Raw genomic sequence first — 20,313 nt, forward strand, 5'->3', positions numbered from 1 at the left:
TGTTGTTTGTGTATCAAGGAGGAACGAGTTGGATGAGTGAGGAGTACAATCCCCTACGCGCCCGCATTGTCGCTGCTTTGCGCCGCGCCTGGAACCCACAGGAAGATCAGGACTACGACGTTCCCTTTACCGCCTTCACCTGGGAGCATTGGCAAGCGATGCAGATCCATATGATCCTCAACTTCGCCCGCTTCCAGCGCGCTATTTCCAACCGCGAGCTGCGCCAGGCGGTGATGATCGTCTGGGAAATGCTCGATATCATTCAAGAGTTGCAGATGGAAGCCTGTGCCTGGATCAATGAGGGGAAGGAGCCCGGGGAGCATGAGTCAGCTGATCATGGTCATTGATGATTCTCCGGTAGTGCGCAAAATCATCGGCTATACCCTTATGAGGGAAGGACATATCGTGGTTGCCTTCCCCGATGGCTATAAAGCCATTCGTTGGCTCGCCAGCCCGCAAGGTCAGCTTCCCAGCGTCCTGTTTCTCGATCTGGTTTTGCCGCGCATGAACGGCTACGCCATCGCCCGTTATCTCAAAGCCCACCCCAGCTACAAGCACATCACCATCGTGATGATCTCGCGCAACTGTGGGCTCATTGATCGGCTCAAGGGGCGGCTGGCTGGGGCTAGCGCTTACCTGGGCAAGCCCTTTCGCACCCAGGATTTGCTTGCCATCTGTGGCAAAGCCCGACCCATGCCAACGCTTGTGCAGGCTAGCTCAGGCTAAGCTGATTTCAGCATAGCAGGAGAGGAGCCCGTCTTCACCACGCGGCTCTTCTCTTGCCAATACGCCTTAGCCCCAGAGGTTGCCCTGTTCAGGCGAGCAATTGAGGCGGGAAGCCGAAGGAGGTAACGAGCGATGGGTCAAGGAAGGCTATCATTCCAGCAATGTGCCTGGGAAGTTGCGCCTCATCAAGCGTGACGATTTCAACGCTGAACGCTCGATAGATGCCTTTCGCTTCATCCGCAAGGATTCTCCACTCTTACAGTCTTCTTCTCGCGCTCAATCTTTGCTTCGCTCTGCTCATGAGTAGGGGCAATAGGCGAAAAGAGGAGAGCCTGGCAGAACGCTTCTTACCAGACTCCCATGAACTTCCCCAGGAAGATGGCGCTTCCTCTCTAACAGAGGTGATGGATATGGAGCAGGTACTCCTGGCGATTTAGTGGATTGTAATCCATACGCTTTCTTGTGGGATACGCTCCCTCTATTTTGCGAAAGCCAGCTTCTTGAGTTAGAAAAACGCCCTCACCTCCCGTAAAAGAAGCAAGCTCTCTCCTAAAAGTTTCGGATGTTATCACCGGCAGAGTACCGGTTACAAAAAAAGTATCGTGCCGCAGGGTAGGTTGCTCGTAGGCAGCACCCAACAGGGACAGCTTGAACAGAGCTGTGCTGATCGCCTGAACAGGAACGCTTAGCTCAAACTGATTGATCGGCTCATAGACAGCCGTACCAGCTTGAGAAAGCGCCTCCATCAAGATCAGCGGCACCAGGTTTCTGAACTCGCTGGCCGTCGAGCCCGCCTGCCGATCAAAGCCCCTGTGGGTAAGTGTGACCACGATATCGGTCACTTCCCAACCATACAAACCCTGAGTGAGAGTAGCGCGTAACGTTTCCTCAATCGCGCGGTAATAGGACAGAGGCAGAGCGCCGGGGACACTGCGATAGGTCAGCCCGCTCCCTAGCGGCCCAGGCTCAACCAGAAAGCCCACGGTTGCTATAAAGGGATTATCTTCCGCGCCCAGGACTGCCAGAGCATGCCCTGTCCCTACAGGCTTTTCAATACAAACAACGCTAGTTTTCGAAAACCTGACTTCCAGGCCATAGCTTTCCTTGAGCGTCATCTCGACTACTTCTTTTTGGACCTCACCAAAAATGCGGAGATAGATGCTCTGGTGAACATTATCCTTGAGCACAGAGATCAACGGATCTTCCTCTGCCAGTTCCAGCAGAGCTTGAGAAAGCTGAAATCCTTGTTCACTGTGTACAGCTTCAATACGAGTCTCATACCTGGGAGTCGCGAAATGGAGTGTTTTGAGATGCTCGGACCACGAGCCAACCACATCGCCGATCTTCGCATCTTTCCATCCCCAGACCTTGCAAAACTCGCCAGCGGCCACCGTTTGCGTCTGCACAGTTTTTCCTTCCCAAAACAGATGCAGCTTCTGGATCTTGCCAGTGAACGTCTCGTTCTCGCCGTCAGGCTTGTACCTTTGCAGGTGTATATCAGCTCTTACGCACATACTGCCTGCAAACACGCGGACATAGGCAATTTTTTCGCCCATCGGCTCTTTTTCCAGTTTAAAGACAACGCCCGATAAGGGAGCTTCTCGTAGGCCCGTATTGGAGGGAAAGTAGCTCCCGAGAGCGTCTAGCAGTTCTTTCACCCCTACACCAGTGAAAGCAGAGCCAAACATAACTGGATAGAACCTGGCTTGTCTCGCTTGCTGCATGAGCGTGGTGCGGACCCATTCTTCGGTGATGGCCCCGTCCTCCACATAGGCGGCAAGCAACTGCTCATCGTAAAGGGTAAGTTGCTCGATACAGCCTTGCAGAAAGTCGGGATCTTGCAGATCGTGTGGGACAACACAAGCCTGCTTCGTTCCGATATGTTCGACCATGTTGAGAGGGATGATATGCTCGGTGAGCTTTTCTTTGATGCGCTTGAGCAGAGCATCAGACTGAGCGCCACTACGGTCGATTTTGTTAATGAAGATGATGGTAGGAATATGAAGCTTTCTGAGAGCTGAGAGCAGAATGGAGGTTTGCGCCTGAATCCCTTCGACAGCAGAGATCAAAAGAATCGCGCCATCGAGAACGCAGAGAGCGCGCTCGACTTCGGCGAGAAAGTCAGCGTGTCCAGGGGTATCAATGAGATTAATTTTCAGGGTGTTGACGAAGAAAGAGACGACAGAGGCTTTGATCGTGATGCCTCGTCTTTTTTCGAGATCCAGCGAATCGGTCTGAGTAGTGCCCTGATCTACCCGGCCAATTTCAGCGATAACATGAGTTTCATAGAGTATGCGCTCTGTCAGAGTGGTCTTTCCAGCGTCTACGTGCGCGACAATTCCTATGTTGATTGTTGTCACTAAGTATGATCCTTTGCTTTGCTTTGCTTAGTTTCATAAACATCTCCTTTTGTGTTGAAAAAATGGAAAATGCAGGCATGATAAGTTTATCTCCTTTGCCATTGAGGAAAAGCTACACATTATATGAAGAGGTAGCTCTCCAAACGAATAAACAGAGGTGAACAGGCAGAATGTTAGTCCACAGGTCAAACTCCATGAGAGTATGGCGTAGAGCGTATCATAAGATGGATTGAGCTGTCAATTTGCTAACTAATGAAGCTCTTTTCGCGCCTTCCCGCGCGTTGATAGCGAACAGCAGTCAAGATCTACATTTGGGGACGTGATACTAACAAGCATCAGCCGGGAGCGCGTCAAGCCGATCTTGTCACATCTCTTAGCCCCACAGGTTGCCCTGTACCGTCTCGCTTTCCTGGCTGGCCACCTTTTTAGGAGTTGCGCGCCGCTCGCGAGTTGCCTTCTTCCTGGTCTCCTTCACATGAGCAATCGCATGCTCAACCTCGGCTTCTCCCTGCTCAGCGTCCGCGCCTTCCGTCTCAGTGTTGAGCTCTACCCGCGCCTCAAAGATAGAATCGCGCCGGATAGAGATAGCTGGCCACAGGCTCAGCAAGGTTTCCAGGGCTGCATCATCGCAGCCCGCCAGCTCGGGCCAGCGTGTCCTGAGCTCCTGCAGCACGACCGTGAGCGAGGCCGAGCGCTGCGGCTGCAGCCAGGCCAGCAAGGCATACTGCAACTGGGCCATCCATTCCTGTGTATAGAGCCCCAACCCCTGCACAAAGGCCACGGCATCACCCACAACGCGCTCAGCCGCTACAGGCAGCTCCGAACGGCGATAGCAATGCAGCAGCTCATAGCAGATTTCCTCACTGAGCAATCCCGAGCGCTTTACCCGCTCACGCACCTGCTCAGGCTCAATCAGTTGCAAGCGTTCAGCAAAATTATCATAGCGGCTACGCAGCACGCGTAACACCTCGGTAACTGAGAGTTGTCCATCATATTCGACTATAGGAAAATGCGCGGCGATACTCTTGAAGGCCGCGACAGCCTCTTTGGGAATCGCCAGCACGAGATCATCGCGATCCTGCAGCTGCTGCAATTTCTGGATCTTGCGCTCGCGATAGGCAGGCGTCCAGAAGCCAAGGATTTCCATATAGATGCGGCGCTGCCCGCGCGTAAAAGCAAAATCGGGAATAAAGATGCTATCGGCAAGCAACAAGGGCTCCGGCTCACGCTCCAAAAGCCAGCCATCAACCCCTCGGCTCCCGGCCAGAGCCGTAAAGGCTTCGGCAAAGGCTTGTTCAATGCTGCTATCAAAGAGCGCGGCTGCATCCACCTTACTGCGCTCCTCCGCCGCTCCCGAGACGCTCACGGACGGCAGCAATTGCAGGAGGGCCGCATCCATCGGAAAGGTATAGGCGCGCTGCAAGAAGTGAACTGTTGCCTCGGCGGCAACTACCGCCGTCGAGAGCGCACTGGCGGCCCTCTTCCTGCTCTGGCCCAACGGCGCGCCATAGCCCAACAAGGTACGGCAGAGCCGGGCCAATCTCAGACCATACTGTTGAGGAGCGCCTGTGACTTCCTGCGGTCCATAGAGGGTCAGGGAGAGCAAAGGTGCAAGTAACTGGGTCTGGACGGAGCCCTCTTCATAGGCCAGGTCATAATAGACGCCAAGCTTGCGCGCCAGAAAACAGAGGCGCTTGATCGTATTGCCCACACCAAGGGCCGGAGTCAGGCCTTGCCTTCCCTCCGTGCTTACCGGTTGGCCAAACGCGGCACAATCCACGACAAAATGGACGTTCGAGGCATTAAACAAAGCTGCCTCAAATACCCACTGATTATACAGCGTGGCCACTTCCTGTGGCTCTGGTGGCTGTGCAGCGTTACGCGTCAGCAAAGCCTCCTCATCGCTATCGAGGCTTAAGAGATATTCTAGCTGCTTCTTATTGAGCTCTATACGCTCAGCAAAGGCCTGTAAGGCCGCCTCCCGCGTCTCCTCAGCAAGGAAGCCCGCATATTGCTCATTAACGTAATCATAGAGCAGCAGACGCAATTGCGCCGCGGAAGAGACAAGCGAGACATCAAGTGCGGCCTGAAATTCCTGCACAACCTCCGCCCAGGCGCGCGAACGCCATTCGTACCAGTTGCTCAAAGTAGCGAGCAGGCAATAGGCGAGCCGATAATCGCCAACATATGAACGCGCTTCATCCAGCGAGAACTCGCGCTGTGGCTCACCCAATAAGCGCTCGTGGTAATCGATCAGCCGTCCAATTTCTGCGTGTAGCTCTCCGGGCTGTAGAAAATGCAGCGCCACCACAAATTCAGCCCCACGGCGGTGAATCGATTTTTTGACATCCTGTAGGCTAAAGCGCACAGCACAACTCCTTGCATTGAACAACAAACAACTACGTATTATAGCCGACAAATGAAAAGTAAAATAGAGGCACGGGCTAAAAACCTCACAGTAGTATTCTGTCTGCTCTTGCATGAATAGGAAGTATATCCCATCTGTTTGAAGCAACGACAGGGCTATGGTATGGTGACCGTGGGATGTTGTGCAAATAGAATATATCGTACTGGTTGATCGGAGAATCAAGATGAGCACGGTTCCACGACATCTAGATAAGTATGCCCTGCAGCAACGCCTTGGGCGTGGGCGCGTCGGGGAAGTATGGCACGCGCGCGATCTGCAGCTTAACCGCGACGTCGCCATCAAAGTATTTCAAGTTGATCTGCAAACTGACCCTGGTATCGCCACGCGTTTTACCCAGGAGGGGCAAGAGATAGCCGCACTGCAGCATCCTAACATCGTCCCGGTACGGGATATCGGCATCTCCTCGACTTCCAACGCAAACACGCTCATGCCCTACAGCGTCATGGACTATATCGAAGGCCCCACGCTGGCGGACTTTCTCCGAGCTACTTCGCACAAAGGTATTTATCCGTCAGTAAACCAGATCAGCTATTTATTTACAAGTCTTGGCGTTGCCATCGACTACGCGCACCAGCACGGCATTGTGCATGGCAACATCAAGCCAAGCAATATTTTACTTAACAAAAAAGATCGCAGCAGATTTGGCGCCGGCGAGCCCATGCTTACCGACTTTGGCCTCAATCGGCTCCTGGGCAGCGATGCCGAAGTTGCCTCACCTATCTATATGGCCCCAGAACAGGTTATGGGCCAGCCGGCCAACAACCGCAGCGATATCTATTCTCTTGGCGTGATCCTCTACGAGCTCTGCACAGGCATACAGCCATTTCGCGATGAGAGCTCAGTATCTATCATGATGCAGCACACTAATGTGCTACCCACGCCTCCAATCCTTATCAACGCTGACGTTCCGCCGGCCCTCTCCGAGGTTATCCTGCGCGCCCTTTCCAAAGAACCGGTAGCACGCTTTGCCATGGCCTCGCTGCTGGCAACCGCGATTACCGATGCCAGCTCAACGCAAAACTCAAGCCGCATCATCCCGGATACCAGCGCGCCCTACGAAGTTGCTGGCAACAATCAACAGGTCTCCATCCTTGGCGTATCGTCGCAGCCCTTTTCCTCCCAACCCATGCCACGTACGCCGCGCATTTCGCGACCACTTTCCACACCCTTACCCGCCGTCTCCGATAAGCAGCAAGCAAACCTCAGCCGCTTTGCCTCCCTGTCGGGGATCACGCCGGCGCAGCCTTCTCCCACAGCAGCCGAAGCGCACGTGCGGCTAGAATCAAGCAAGCTGCCGGCTATAAATCAGATAGAGGGCACATCATCGACCACGCCATCGCAAAAACTGCTTGTTCCCGATGCCAGGATGCGCGCGCTTCAGGGCCTCTCCGGCAAGACAGCCGTACCCAGAACGAACTCACAGCCCTTAAACACGCCAGCCGCTCGCACCGGGCAATCCTCGGCACCTAATTACACGCTCCCGCGCACTGACTCCATGAAGATGCCCGCAACGCCCCCGGTGGTAAATACATCGGTCACGGCACCGACCATCAAGATCTCTACATCGCCGCAAGCGGCAACCCCGCAAGTTGTCATCTCACCGGCCCCCAACCAGGAGCGCGCGATGATGCCACTTGCCCCAACGCCGCTGCCTTCTACTTCTCCTCTGCCAAACCGCAATCGGCGTCTCACCGATTCTTCTATGTACATGGTAATCGCCGTCCTCGTACTGCTGCTCATCGTCCTGGGCAGTGCGATCGGCACCAGCCTGCTCCTCAACAACCAGAGCGGAGGAGTAAGCGGCCACGTCTTCTTCCAGGACGACGCGCTCGGCCATGACGATACTCTGCATATCGAGATGAAAAATGTGCCCGCACCGACTCAGGGCAAAAGCTATTTTGTCTGGCTAGAGGACTCATCGGCGCAGCTACGGCCTTTGGGAGCGGCAGCCCTGCAGGATGGTACGCTCAGCTTTGCCTATCCGGGCGATACCCAGCATACTAACCTCCTATCACTCATACAGGGCATCGTTATCACCCAGGAAACTAGCGATACGCAACCGGCCAGCCCAAGCGGTAGCCGCATCTATCGCGCAGCCTTCGATACGGCGGCCCTCAAATATATCAAGGGCATCCTCTATTCAACGCCCGGCCTACCGGCCAATGAGAGTGCCCTGGTAAACCTGTTTGAGACCGTAAAATCCATGAATGACAAGGCAGGTAGTATTGCTGACGTCCTGCAGGGAAACCACGATTACGGCCAGGTTCGCCGCCAGGCTATACGCATTATCGAGCAGGTCGATGGCACTGCCTATGCCAGGGTGAATGGCGATCTTCCCCAGGGAGAGCCGGGCCAGCTTGGCACGAGGATTGGTCTGCTCTCATCTCCCACCCAGCCTGGCTACCTCGACATCCTCTCCACGCAACTTGATAAAGTTGAGCAAGCAGCTGGTAACGATCAGGCCTTGCTCCAACATGTCCATAACGTAAGAAATGCCATCACTGACTTAAAAGATTGGGTACAAAAAATACGCATGTACGCCGTTCAAATAGTGAAGGCTGCTGACTTGAGTAATTCAGCGATCATTGGTGTAGCTCTCCAATTGAAAAAAGCAGCAGCCGACTCTTATACGGGTCGTACGCTTCCGCCTAATGATGGGCCACAACCTGTGCTCGGCTCAGCCGGTGCATACCAGGCCTATGTGGAAGCTCAATATATGGCCGCGCTGGAGTTAAAGCCGGTCGGCTAAGTATGTGCCCAGATCTTTTCTAGTTAAGAATCGGCGAAAGCAGAAGGGGACTTCCAAGTCTTCCTTCTATTTGCGTGCAAAACAAGTTTGCGCATCTTTTACGCATTGACACGTCCGAATGCATATTTGATAATTACGTCAGGTTCTTCTAGAGGATCTCTTACCAGCATAAGCCTGAGAGCGAGGCAGCAACAACGGAGCAGGGCGCATACCAAATTAACCTCTACAGATTGTAGCGAAGGCAAGAAATTTTCTTACCAGTACGGCTTGCAGCAAGCAAAGAAAGGCGTTTTATGAACATCGAACAACGCCGTCTCGGGCCATACGAACTACAACAGCTCCTGGCCAGCCATCCTACGAACGAGGTCTGGAAGGCTTTTGATGGCCAGAAACGCCGCTATGTTAGTATCAAGATCTGGCCGATCAATGCGCAGATCGACTCTGACGTAATTTCACATTTTCTACAGGAGGGCCAGGAGCTTACCGCCTTACACCATCCACATATTGCGCAGGTACTTGATGTTCAGACGAGCCGACAGATTGAAACAGGTCAACAAGAAGCATATATTGTAACTGAGTATATTGAGGGTCAATCCCTTGCCGATTATATGCATAGCATAGCGCAGACAGGGCAATTGTCCTCCCCGCAAGAAATCGTCGAGCTCCTATCCTTTATCGGTAGCGCGCTAGATTATGCGCACCGTCGCGGCATTGTGCATGGCCACATCAAGCCAAGCAATATTATCTTTGATCGACATCACGCAGGAACCAGCGCTCTAGGAGAGCCGAAACTTACAGATTTTGGCGCCAACGCATTTCCGCGCCCAATCAATATCCCGCTCAGCGAGGCCTACTATGTCTCGCCAGAGATCGCCCAGGGTCAGGCAGCAACAGTTCAGAGCGACCTCTATATGCTGGGCATTGTGCTCTACGAGCTCTGCACAGGCAAGCTTCCCTTTGAAGGCAATAACGCCAGCGAAGTCATGTTACAGCATATTCGCGCAACTCCCACAGCTCCAGCAAGTATCAATCCGCACATTCTGCCAGCTCTGGCCTCGGTTATTATGCGCAGCCTGGCCAAGGACCCGGCAGCTCGCTTTGCCAACGCTTCGGCCATGACTGTAGCCGTGGCCAAAGCTCTTGACATTCCCTTACATGACGTCGTGAGCCAGTCGGGAACCTGGCTGGGCATCTCCCTACAAAACGCTGGATCGCCTCAAGATACTATGAATAGCCCTACTTACCTCAGTCCCCTGCCATCCCAGCAGTTTCCGGGAGCTATGCCAGGGCCTTACGGGCCTTCAGCGCATATCGCAACGCAGGGACCACCATCCACGCCGATTCCAGCATTTACGCAAGGAAGTCAGACCTTGCAGGCCAGTGGCACGGTACCAGCCGTCAGAGCGCCCGGTAGCGGCCAGCAAGAGACGCCAGTTCCGCCAGCCACAGGAGGAGCTTTTAGCAGCGGCGCTCAGCGGGCTGTCGTTCCCGCCACGCAGCCGCCTAACTATCCCTACTCGCCACCTGCGCACTCCGGGCGCCGCACTGCGGCGATTATCCTGATTGCCGTGGCGATTCTAGTGCTGCTTAGCGGGGTGCTGGGGACGCTCCTGCTGAACTTCAACGGAGGTGCAGCGCCACAGAAAGAGCTTGCTGGACACGCATTTTTTGCCAGCAGTGGGCAGCTTAATCAAAATAGCGCGCAAGGTATCGCCGATAGATTGCAAACAGATTTGCAGGGCCTCCCTAACCCGCAAACCGGCAAGAGCTACTATATCTGGCTGCTCAGCGAACAGTCTAACGCTGTCAACGCTCTACCCATCTTGCTGGGCACTGTCACCAACGGTGGGCGCGCCAACTTTACCTATGCAGGCGATGCTACCCATAACGATTTGCTGATCAGCTATAGCCGACTCTTGATTACCGAAGAGGATGCGGGCACGCCGCCAAGCAATCCATCCCTGGACCCTACAACGTGGCGCTACTATGCGGAATTCTCGCATGCCCCCAATCCCCTTGATACGGAGAACCACTTTAGCTTGCTTGACCATCTGCGCCACCTGCTGGCCCAGGACCCTAAGCTAAAGTCTGTCGGCCTGAATGGAGGCCTGGACATCTGGCTCTTCAGAAACACAATGAAGATCCTCGAATGGGCGGGAAGCGCACGCGATGCGCGCAACTCTGGAGATATAAACCTTGCGCGCAGGCAAATCGTGCGTATTCTCGACTATCTCGACGGCTCTCAATATATTGGGACCGAAAATCTGCCACCTGATCTGCAGACACTGCTTGTCGATCCAACCATAGCGCGCGTGGCCTTGCTCGAATTTGACGTCCAGAATCAGCAGCCGCCCGGCTATCTCCGGCATATCGGCATCCACCTGCGCGAACTGAGCACAGCCCCCGGAGTCACACCAGCTCAGAAACAGCTGGCCATCCGCATCAATGAGGACATCAACAATGTACAGTTCTGGCTCAGTGCAGCCCATAAGGATGCCGAAAAGCTTATTCACACGCCGCCGGATCAGTTAGGGCGACCAGAGATGCTACCTGTCTTCGATGACCTGTTCAACCAGGCTAACATGGCTTTCGTCGGACAAGTTGATCCCAACACCAACCAGGTCAAAGAAGGGGTGGTACAGATTCACTACAATATTCAGCGCCTGGCAACCTTTGATATTGCCCGCTGTACAGCAAGCAATCAGTCGCAACCCTGTTCGTAATATACTGACCAGGCTCTTTTGACATCAGCGCGGCTTCCGAGGATGCGCGGAGGATAGAGAGGCCAAAAGCAAGTTTCTCGCCTCCGCCAGGCAAGTAGTCGTCAGGAGACCGGTAGTTAGTGGCTTCTTAGATAGTAGAGCTTGATAGGCAGCCGAGGGTATCACCCGCAGAGAAATGAGTGGTCGAATATGAGTATGACACCAAAGCGCCTTGATAAATATGAGCTTCTGGAACGTCTGGGGCACGGTGGAGTAGCCGAGGTCTGGAAAGCGCTTGATGTTAAGCTACAGCGCTTTGTGGCTCTCAAACTGTTAAAGCCGGACCTGCGCGAAGATCCCAACTTTATTACGCGCTTCCAGCGCGAGGCGCAGCTTATCGCCTCCCTGCACCATCCCAACATTGTGCAGATTCACGACTTCCAGGTATTTCAGCCTTCCGACAATAGCGGCAGCTTGCCCATTGCCTATATGGTCATGGACTATATCGAGGGCCAGACGCTCGCCCTCTACATTCACCAGACCTCGCGCCAGGGCCAGATCCCCAGTCCTACCGAAATTATCAATCTCTTTACCTCGATCAGCATGGCCATCGACTACGCGCATCAACACGGCATGTTGCACCGCGATATTAAGCCTGCCAACATCCTGCTAGATAATCACAACACCGTGCACAACCCGATGGGCGAGCCCATCCTTACCGATTTTGGCGTAGCCAAGCTTTTAAGTACCACCACAAATACGCTTAGCGGCGCCCTGCTTGGTACCCCGCTTTACATCTCGCCCGAACAGGCCAGCGGCTACCAGGGCAATGAACGCAGCGATCTCTATTCGTTGGGCGTGATCCTCTACGAGATCGTCACTGGCGTCACGCCCTTCAGGGGAGATACGCCCCTCGATGTTATCACCCAGCATATCAACGCCACGCCAACGCGGCCATCGCTGCTCAATCCCCAGATTCCGCCGGCCCTGGAGATGGTTATTATGCGCAGCCTTGCCAAGAACCCTGACGCGCGCTTTGCTAGCGCTTCATCGATGACGGCGGCCATTGCCGAGGCTTTTGAGCAAGCCGTACCTGCTGTCCTGGGAACCCCAACGTTCCCGCCGGATCTAGAAGATATGCCAACCCATCTGACGCCGCTGCCACCCACGTCGTTGCCCTCACCTACACCGATACCAGCTACGGCCGGTACTTCGGGACAGGGAGCACTCGCGCCGGGCAATCAGGGGCCGATCAGCCAGCCGGGGATTACCCCTAATGCCACGCCAAATTTTACGCCGGTAATGATCTATGCGCCGCCGACGCCGGCCCAGCCACCACCGACGCGCCAGGCTCCGCCTCATGGACCGCCAAACGGTCCCACGCCTGTACCGCCTCACTATCTACAAGCTGGAGGAGGACGACGCGGAAAACGGCTCTACCTATTCTTGATCCCGCTGCTGATCATTGTACTGATCGGCTCGGCTCTGGGCGCCTATCTGCTGCTCTTCCCGCAGCTCTTCGCCGCTCCCAGCCCGATTGTTGGCCACGCCTTCTATGTGAGCAGCGGACAACTCAATCCAGGCAGCGCGCAAGGTATCGCCGATCAGCTACAGTTGGATCTTGAAAACGTTCCCGCACCGCAGGCCGGCAAGAGCTATTATGTCTGGCTGCTTGGCGATAGAAATCCTGAGAAGAACCCCGATCTGATTGGTCCGCGCCCGATTAAGCCGCCGCTCCTGCTTACCAATAATCTTGTAGTACGTAACGGCTCTGTCCATTACACCTTCCCGGGAGATGCTCAGCATAACAATCTCATCTCGGCTACCAGCCGCTTACTCATCACCGAGCAAAACGCAGGAGATCGGCCCGGCGCGCCGCCTACGGATCGCAGCACCTGGCGCTATTATGCCGAGCTGCCCCAGGCTCAGATTCCCGGCGATAATCCCGGCTTTAGCGCATTGGTACACATCAGGCACCTTTTCTACAACGAGACCAATATTGAGGTTCTGGGCTTGCCAGGCGGCCTGGATATCTGGCTTTTTAGAAATACAGAGAAGGTATTGGAATATGCGGTAAGCGCCCGCGACGATTGGCATGGCCAGAACACCAGCACCTCAGATATCCAGCTAATGAATGCTCAGTTTATACGCATTCTCGACTACCTTGACGGCGCGCCAAATGTGCACATCGACGTGCCTGCCGACACGCCCTTAATTGCCGATCAGCTCGCCTCCAAGGTGGCCTTACTAACCGTCAGTCCACAAGGCCAGGTCCCAACCAATTATGCCAAAGACCCGCCGGGCTACGTCGATCACGTTCAGTTGCACGTCGGACAGGTCGCCAAAGCAACCGACATTACTCCGGATACGCTGCGCCTGACTTCGCGCATCCTCGATGCCGTGAACAGATCCAAAGGCTGGCTGACCAATGTGCGTAAAGATGCTCTGGCTCTCTTCCAGTTGCGCAACAATCCAACCCAGATGGGCCAGGACTCGACGCGCCAGCTACTCGACGATTTGGTCACGCAGGCAACCTATGCCTATATTGGCCAGCTTGACCCTACGACAAACCAGGTGCAAGCAGGCGTACTACAGGCCCATTACGATATTCAGCAACTCGCGACACTGACCATCACGCGCAATCTGCCAAAAACCATTTAGGCAAGCGAGCATGGGAGAAAAATAGGTAGCAAAGGAGAAAGGTGAGAAAACGAAAATTACATAGGGGCAAGATCGGACTTGCACATCAAGTCCGGGTCGGCTACAATAATCATTGTGTGCAAATAGAAGAACTGGCCGGGAAGAATTGGCATGACAGAGCGGGGCAGCCTGGCTGCCTCGGTAGCCAAACCCGGGCCAGGTCTGAACGGGTCTCCACGCGGTACACGGACGTTTTAGGGCCATCAGTGTGTGGGTGCACCTGCTCACCCGTCGAAGAGCTGCATTATGAGTAAAGAGCCGCGCCGTCTTGGGAAATATGAGCTGCGTGAACGCCTGGCCCGCGGGGGTCAGGGCGAAGTATGGAAAGCGCTTGATACTCAACTTCGACGTCATGTCGCCATCAAGCTCCTGCACGCCGATCTACAGCACGATACCGATTTTGTGGAGCGCTTCGAGCGCGAGGCCCAGCTCATTGCCGCGCTACGCCATCCAAATATTGTGCAGATCCACGATTTTCGCATTGCCCAGCCGCCAGAAGCTGAGAGCACGGTTGCCTATATGGTCATGGATTTTGTCTCACGTGAGACGTTAGCCGATCATATCCGCAATACTTCGCGCAAAGGCCAGTTTCCGCCAGCCACCGATATCGTTCATCTCTTTACCGGGGTGAGCCTGGCCCTCGACTATGCTCATGGTCAGGGGATGATTCATCGCGATATCAAGCCTGCCAATATTCTGCTTGATCATCGTCTGCCAACAGCTAGCCCGCTGGGCGAGCCGGTCCTCACCGATTTTGGCATTGCGCGCCTGCAGGGAAGCGTCACAGGAACAATGGCCGGCTCGCTTCTGGGCACGCCGCTCTATATCTCACCAGAGCAGGCCAAAGGCTTGCGCGGCGACCACCGCAGCGATCTGTATTCACTCGGCATCATTCTCTACGAGATCGCGACTGGCATTACACCGTTCCGGGGCGATACGACGATGGCCATTCTCATGCAGCACGTCCATACGATGCCCACACCGCCCCCGCTCATCAATCCACGCATCTCGTCCGAGCTCTCGGCAGTTATTTTAAAGAGCATAGCCAAGAGCCCTGATGATCGTTTTCCCGACGCGCGCAGCCTGACTATCGCGCTGGCCGAAGCCGTGCAGGTTCCAGTACCAGCCAAGCTTAAACAGCCCCGCTCAAGCCCGCGCTCCGTATCTTCTACCTCTCTTGCCTCGCAGCCCTTAACTCCTCCCTATGGGAATACACGCGGACTGGAAGCCGAATCGCCGCCTTACCCACAGGCTACGCAGCGCAACCTCACCACGCCGGCTAGCAGCTATACGCCCGGCTCAGCTTCGGCGATTTATATGAGCGGCCCCCAGGCGCGAGTAACTCAGCAAACGCCGCCGCTCTCGGCTTCACCAACGATACCGGCTCAGTCCTCAGCAGATGCGCAAAGTCCTCAAAGCAGCCAGGTCACTATGCTACCTGCTAGAAGGAAGCGCTTTATAGTGCTGGCCGCTCTGCTGACAGTTGTCCTGCTTGGCGGGCTTATAGCAACCTTTAGCATGCTCTTTCCTGCCACGCCCGCACCAGCACCCACGGTGGGCAGAATTCAGTTTAGCAACAGCGGGCAAGTGCCCCAGGGCACTTATGACCAGCTCCAAATTGATCTGCCGCATATTCCCGCGCCTTCAGCGGGCCATGTATACTACGCCTGGATCGACAGTTCCAGTATAGAGAGCGATAGGCCACATTGGAAGCTTAATGTAGATGCTCAGGGCCATCTCTATGCCGCCAACTTAACATATAGAGGTCATCCCAACCTGCTTATCCCTAACTCGATTCTCCTGATCACCGAAGAAGACGCTTCTATGGAACCTGTCGTGCCCTTCACCGATCCGCGTGCACGACTCTACTATGCTCAGATTAAGCAATCTGGAACATCAGGCTATGATGTTCAGGCTTGCCCGCCCGAGGGCACCATCTGCCAACAATAGATCCTGGTTAGCCACTTTTTTAGCGAAGATAAAAATTTCTACAATGAAGCTCTGGCAAATTGTGAAATAGCGCATTGACATATTACACGTCTATCTGCTAAAAATTATATGCAATCATTTCTTTCGCGAAAACTATGTAATTAGTAATTATTTCACTATTATTTTCCGTCACTGATGCGAAGCAAACAAATTCAAGCGCAAAGGAACGCTCATGGCCAATAATCAACAACAACTGGGAAAATATGAACTGCAAGAGCGCCTGGGTCGAGGAGGCATGGCGGAAGTATGGAAAGCATTTGATCCTCAACTCAGGCGCCATGTCGCTATCAAGTTCCTGCAGGCCAACTTGCGCACTGATCCTGATTTCATGATCCGTTTCGTGCGTGAGGCGCAAGTTATTGCCTCACTCCACCATCCTAATATTGTCCAGGTATACGACTTTCACACCCCAGGAGAAGGTGATGATAGCTCCATGCCTTATATGGTCATGGATTATATAGAAGGCGGTCAGACGCTAGCTGACTATATACGGAATACGTCCCGCAAGGGCTTATTTCCTTCGTCCGAAGAACTGTTACATCTCTTTACGGCTATCACGCTGGCGGTAGACTATGCGCACCAGCACAATATGATCCATCGCGATATTAAGCCAGCCAACATTCTGCTTGACAAGCGTAACGTCACGCATAACCCGATGGGCGAGCCAATTCTTAGCGATTTTGGCATCGTGAAGATGCTGGGCACGGCTACCGGTACGCTCACAAGCTCATCAATTGGCACGCCGCTCTACGTCTCGCCAGAGCAGGCGCAGGGACATCCGGGCAACGAGCGCAGCGACATCTATTCTCTTGGTGTTGTGCTTTACGAGATGTGCACAGGTGTGCCTCCCTTCAGAGGCGACGGACCTTATGCCATCATGATGCAACACGTGCACGAGAATCCAACGCCGCCGCGCCTTATCAACCAAGAAATTCCGGCGGCCCTGGAAGTTGTTATTCTGCGCTGCCTGGCTAAAGATCCCACTGCCCGCTTTCCACGCGCAACCTCGCTGGCCGCAGCTCTGGCCGAAGCGCTCAACCTGCCGGTTCCCGAAGCCGTGAAGCGCATAGCCACCTATCCGCTCGATCCAACCGAGCAGCCGACCTACTTCAGCCCTCTACCGGACCAGGTAGAGGCGGCCGCCGCGCGACAATCAGCCTCGGCGTCACCTAACAGGGCCGTGCATCAGACTCCTGGCCCCGTCAGCGTGGCCAAAAAAGCTAGCGAGCGAACGGAATATCATGCTCCGGCGGCCGTAGCCAATACGCCATCTTCGCTTCCCACTGTCGCGCAGGCAGAACAAGCGGCGCCGGCTAGCAGGCCTTCCCGCGCATCCGAAACGCCGCCGCCAGCAGGTCCCTTGCCCACGTCGTCGCCATTTCAAGCCGGCGGAAATCGCCCCCGCCCGCTCTTTATTGCCCTGGCCGCATTCATCATCATCGTAGCCCTGATTGGCACTACGCTATTCTTTCTCCTGCCCAGACCAGGATCTACAGCCGCGCAAAACGGGCCGGCCGCTGGACAAAATCAGAGCGTAGGAAGCGCATTCTTTGTGGATAGTGGGCAAAGCAATCCGAACTCGACGATTACCAGCGATAGCTTTTCTATACGGCTCACAAATATACCCGATCCGGCTCCTGGCAATGCTTACTATGCCTGGCTTCCCCCGACGATGCGCATCCAGAGAGCGGCACTGTAGCGCTTGGACCCCTGACTGTCAATCATGGCCTGGCGACCCTGGCTAAACCATTCGTCGATCCTGCCCATCTCAATCTCCTCAATCAAGCCGGAAGTTTCCTGATTACCGAGCAGCAAGCGGGCACTCCTCCACTGGGTCCTTCGACCGACAAGCACACCTGGCGCTATATCGCTACGCTGCCACAAAAGAAAGGCGCCGACAACTTTAGCGGCCTCGACCATCTGCGCCATCTGCTCTCCAACGAGCCAACGCTGCAGACCTTAGGCTTAAACGGTGGCTTAGATTACTGGCTCCGCGAAAACAGTGAGGAAATCTGGAAGTGGTCAAGGGAAGCAATCGATCACAGCATGGTAGCCGATAGGCGCGCCAAGGTCGTCAACATTCTCTACTACTTGCATGGCTTATGCACAACCCAGGATTTGAGCCAGGCCGCGCCTAACACCAACACGCAACCCGATAGCGCGGCCATCGCCGGCACGCGCATGCCCTTGCTGGATTGCGCTCAGACTCCGGGAGATCAGCATCTTGGCTACATCAAGCATATCATCAGCCACCTGAATGGCGTACTGCATGCTCCGGGCTCAACGCCAGCGCAGGCAGCCTTGGCCAACCAGATCATCACTGCATTGAGCAATGTCAATCTGAAGCTAGAGCAGATTCAGCAGGATGCCCAACAGCTTATTCAAATGGATGATGCCCATTTCCAGGCCTCTCCTTTGCTTGGCGAGATCGAGCACTTAGCCAGCCAGGCCAACGGAGGCTGGTTTGATCAGGGCACGGGAAAAACCTATGCCGGCACCGAGGCCATCTATGGCATGATTCAAAGTCTGGCCGCCTTCGACGTTCAGCCCTTCAAAGCGCAGTAAGGTTGTTTACCTTGTAGAAGACACCTTGAATTCTGCTACCTTTAGTAGCCAAACCAAATTAAGCTGTGCACAAATTCATCAAATGAATTTGTGCACATTGCGCTAAGCAGATTTGTTTGGTACAATAGTTCTACTTTAAATACTAAGCTCATCTTAATAGCTAGCTTCAAGTATGAGTTTCTTAATCGGAGAGGCGTAAAGGGTTATCTCAGGCGACCACCTGAGATAAAGGATGATTTGTTCTATGACTACAATCGATCATCGAGGTCATGATCTCGTTATTATTCCTGACAAAAAGATGTTGCAAATGCCAACGCCTGAGCTAGTGCAAGCTCTCTTTGGGTCGTATTTACCAGCTGATATTCGCTCAGCCATTGGACGTGATAAGCGGCATGCTTTCCTACGTACCCAGCCTATCCATTTTTATGCAGTGAAGCAAGCTTTACAGGAGCAGCATACACCATTTACTCTTGCCTTTGAGGAACGCCCTGGTTTGCCTTTTGAAACTGCTTTGAACGTTGAGCCGCGCCCTTATCAAGATGAAGCGCTGAAGAGTTGGCAGGCAGCAGGAAACGCAGGGGTAATTATTCTGCCCACAGGAGCTGGCAAGACCTTGGTGGCCGCTATGACCATTCATAAGATGAAGTTATGGACATTGGTCGTTGTACCAACCCTTGATCTCCTACAGCAGTGGCAAGTTTCCTTGGCCTCCTCACTCTCTTTGAGTGCAGATGAAATCGGCGTATTTGGCGGTGGAGAAAAAGAGATAAAACCTATTACCATAATCACGTATGACTCGGCAGTGCTCTACACTTACGAGCTAAAACGCTTCGGATTACTAGTATTCGATGAATGTCACCACCTGCCTGCGCCAACCTATCGTTTGATTGCCGAGAGTGCCTTTACTCCTCTGCGATTAGGGCTGAGCGCAACGCCTGAGCGTAGCGATATGGCTCATTTCGATCTTGAACAATTAATTGGGCCAGAAGTCTATCGGCGTTCTCCCGAGGAACTGACCGAGGGGCGTTATCTTGCACAATATAAAGAGATGTACATTGACATCTCACTGTCAAGTGAGGACGAAGCTCGTTATGCTGAACAGAGACGCATCTATCGCTCATTTTTACAGCGCCGACGCATAGTTATACGTTCTCCAGAGGATTTTCAGCAGAAGATTATTTTTCTCAGCGCACGTGATTCTGAAGCTCGTAAAGCCATGCTTGCCTGGCGGGAGGCACGCAATATTGCTATGAATGCGCCTGCCAAATATACAGAAATAGAGCGCCTGCTCAGACTTCATGCCACTGATCAGATCATTCTCTTCTCAGAGTACAACCAGGTCGTAGACGAGATCAGCCGTCGCTTCTGTCTGCCTAGCATTACCTACAAAACGCCAGCCGAAGAACGCCGCGTCATTCTTGAACGCTTTCGATCAGGTCAGTATACTAAACTGGCTACTGGCCGCGTACTCAATGAAGGTGTAGACGTACCCGATTGTCGTGTCGCGATCATCGTGAGCGGCAATAGCACAAAACGTGAATATATTCAGCGTCTGGGCCGTGTCCTACGCCCAAAGGCTGGTCAAGCCTTGTTGTATGAGTTGGTGACCAGCAGCACGACTGAAGAGGAAATGGCGAAACGCAGGAAGTAAGCCAATATTTATATATTAAAACGCAAAACGGGAACGATAGCCAGGGTACATTTTTATATTTTAGATGTACTCATTTTCTGTATGAGACTCCCTGGCAGTGTCCCGATCCCTGTGGATTGCGGAGTATTGCCAGGAGAGGCGTGCAGGTCCTCTCTCTCAGTCGGAAAGATGACCTGAGTAGTTAACCCGATGTGCAAGTTTTTTTGCTAAGAGATGAGTCCAGCCAACCGAAATGGAGGATATTCAAGTCGTTGCGTGAAAAGATGCAGAGCGTGTGCATCAAGACACACACCCTCATAGTTTTTTTATGCACATCGAAACCGGCGCATCGGGCATAGAGGACTTCCATTTTCCCCTCCCGCTGTTTCTCATCTCTCTGTTTGGGGATGTTCTGAGATGAGAGGGCCTGAACAAAGATTCTCCTCTACGTGCTCCAAGGCAGA

Annotated in this window: 12 protein-coding genes; 9 read left to right on the top strand and 3 right to left on the bottom strand. The window is 53.9% G+C overall.

Annotated features, from left to right (window positions below):
- Positions 1 to 32 precede the first annotated feature (32 nt).
- The gene (locus EPA93_RS26060) at positions 33 to 347 is read left to right on the top strand and encodes a hypothetical protein (protein WP_129890314.1); all 315 of its coding nucleotides are present in this window, start codon (positions 33 to 35) and stop codon (positions 345 to 347) included.
- Entirely contained in the window at positions 322 to 726 is a 405-nt protein-coding gene (locus EPA93_RS26065) for a response regulator (protein WP_129890315.1), read from the top strand. The genes EPA93_RS26060 and EPA93_RS26065 overlap by 26 nt, the downstream gene beginning before the upstream one ends.
- A gap of 392 nt (positions 727 to 1,118) precedes the next feature.
- On the opposite strand, the gene EPA93_RS26070 is transcribed toward EPA93_RS26065, so the two are convergent.
- Together EPA93_RS26070 and EPA93_RS26075 are read right to left on the bottom strand one after the other, a co-directional pair.
- Entirely contained in the window at positions 1,119 to 3,086 is a 1,968-nt protein-coding gene (locus EPA93_RS26070; protein WP_129890316.1) for an elongation factor G, read from the bottom strand.
- Positions 3,087 to 3,459: 373 nt separating this feature from the next.
- Positions 3,460 to 5,454 (bottom strand): DUF790 family protein, encoded by a 1,995-nt coding sequence (locus tag EPA93_RS26075; protein ID WP_165423398.1) that lies wholly within the window; start codon positions 5,452 to 5,454, stop codon positions 3,460 to 3,462.
- Between the two features lie 223 nt (positions 5,455 to 5,677).
- Between EPA93_RS26075 and EPA93_RS26080 the strand changes: the two genes are divergently transcribed.
- From EPA93_RS26080 to EPA93_RS26100, 5 genes are all read left to right on the top strand, one after another.
- Entirely contained in the window at positions 5,678 to 8,263 is a 2,586-nt protein-coding gene (locus EPA93_RS26080; protein ID WP_129890318.1) for a serine/threonine protein kinase, read from the top strand.
- A 293-nt stretch (positions 8,264 to 8,556) separates the two neighbouring features.
- The gene (locus EPA93_RS26085) at positions 8,557 to 10,986 is read left to right on the top strand and encodes a serine/threonine protein kinase (protein ID WP_129890319.1); all 2,430 of its coding nucleotides are present in this window, start codon (positions 8,557 to 8,559) and stop codon (positions 10,984 to 10,986) included.
- Between the two features lie 189 nt (positions 10,987 to 11,175).
- A complete protein-coding gene (locus EPA93_RS26090; protein ID WP_129890320.1) occupies positions 11,176 to 13,626 on the top strand; it encodes a serine/threonine protein kinase in 2,451 nt (816 codons plus the stop codon).
- A gap of 285 nt (positions 13,627 to 13,911) precedes the next feature.
- Positions 13,912 to 15,615, top strand: a complete 1,704-nt coding sequence (locus tag EPA93_RS26095) for a serine/threonine-protein kinase (RefSeq protein WP_129890321.1) — start codon at positions 13,912 to 13,914, stop codon at positions 15,613 to 15,615.
- A gap of 211 nt (positions 15,616 to 15,826) precedes the next feature.
- Positions 15,827 to 17,353: a serine/threonine-protein kinase gene (locus EPA93_RS26100; protein WP_129890322.1), complete on the top strand. Its 1,527-nt coding sequence runs from the start codon at positions 15,827 to 15,829 to the stop codon at positions 17,351 to 17,353.
- On the opposite strand, the gene EPA93_RS26105 is transcribed toward EPA93_RS26100, so the two are convergent.
- Positions 17,305 to 17,583 (bottom strand): hypothetical protein, encoded by a 279-nt coding sequence (locus tag EPA93_RS26105; RefSeq protein ID WP_129890323.1) that lies wholly within the window; start codon positions 17,581 to 17,583, stop codon positions 17,305 to 17,307. The two genes, EPA93_RS26100 and EPA93_RS26105, sit on opposite strands and share 49 nt — an antisense overlap.
- 117 nt (positions 17,584 to 17,700) lie before the next feature.
- Between EPA93_RS26105 and EPA93_RS26110 the strand changes: the two genes are divergently transcribed.
- Together EPA93_RS26110 and EPA93_RS26115 are read left to right on the top strand one after the other, a co-directional pair.
- Positions 17,701 to 18,219 (top strand): hypothetical protein, encoded by a 519-nt coding sequence (locus EPA93_RS26110; protein WP_129890324.1) that lies wholly within the window; start codon positions 17,701 to 17,703, stop codon positions 18,217 to 18,219.
- Positions 18,220 to 18,463: 244 nt separating this feature from the next.
- Entirely contained in the window at positions 18,464 to 19,870 is a 1,407-nt protein-coding gene (locus EPA93_RS26115; protein WP_129890325.1) for a DEAD/DEAH box helicase, read from the top strand.
- Positions 19,871 to 20,313: the final 443 nt, after the last annotated feature.

This window comes from Ktedonosporobacter rubrisoli (assembly GCF_004208415.1).
Classification (GTDB): domain Bacteria; phylum Chloroflexota; class Ktedonobacteria; order Ktedonobacterales; family Ktedonobacteraceae; genus Ktedonosporobacter; species Ktedonosporobacter rubrisoli.

Bases quoted from the DNA above. Each gene is read 5' to 3' on its own strand.
- EPA93_RS26085 (WP_129890319.1), top strand. From the start codon at position 8,557: ATGAACATCGAACAACGCCGTCTCGGGCCATACGAACTACAACAGCTC.
- EPA93_RS26095 (WP_129890321.1), top strand. From the start codon at position 13,912: ATGAGTAAAGAGCCGCGCCGTCTTGGGAAATATGAGCTGCGTGAACGC.
- EPA93_RS26090 (WP_129890320.1), top strand. From the start codon at position 11,176: ATGAGTATGACACCAAAGCGCCTTGATAAATATGAGCTTCTGGAACGT.
- EPA93_RS26105 (WP_129890323.1), bottom strand. From the start codon at position 17,583: ATGGCGCAGATGGTCGAGGCCGCTAAAGTTGTCGGCGCCTTTCTTTTG.
- EPA93_RS26115 (WP_129890325.1), top strand. From the start codon at position 18,464: ATGACTACAATCGATCATCGAGGTCATGATCTCGTTATTATTCCTGAC.
- EPA93_RS26110 (WP_129890324.1), top strand. From the start codon at position 17,701: ATGGTAGCCGATAGGCGCGCCAAGGTCGTCAACATTCTCTACTACTTG.
- EPA93_RS26080 (WP_129890318.1), top strand. From the start codon at position 5,678: ATGAGCACGGTTCCACGACATCTAGATAAGTATGCCCTGCAGCAACGC.
- EPA93_RS26100 (WP_129890322.1), top strand. From the start codon at position 15,827: ATGGCCAATAATCAACAACAACTGGGAAAATATGAACTGCAAGAGCGC.
- EPA93_RS26060 (WP_129890314.1), top strand. From the start codon at position 33: ATGAGTGAGGAGTACAATCCCCTACGCGCCCGCATTGTCGCTGCTTTG.
- EPA93_RS26065 (WP_129890315.1), top strand. From the start codon at position 322: ATGAGTCAGCTGATCATGGTCATTGATGATTCTCCGGTAGTGCGCAAA.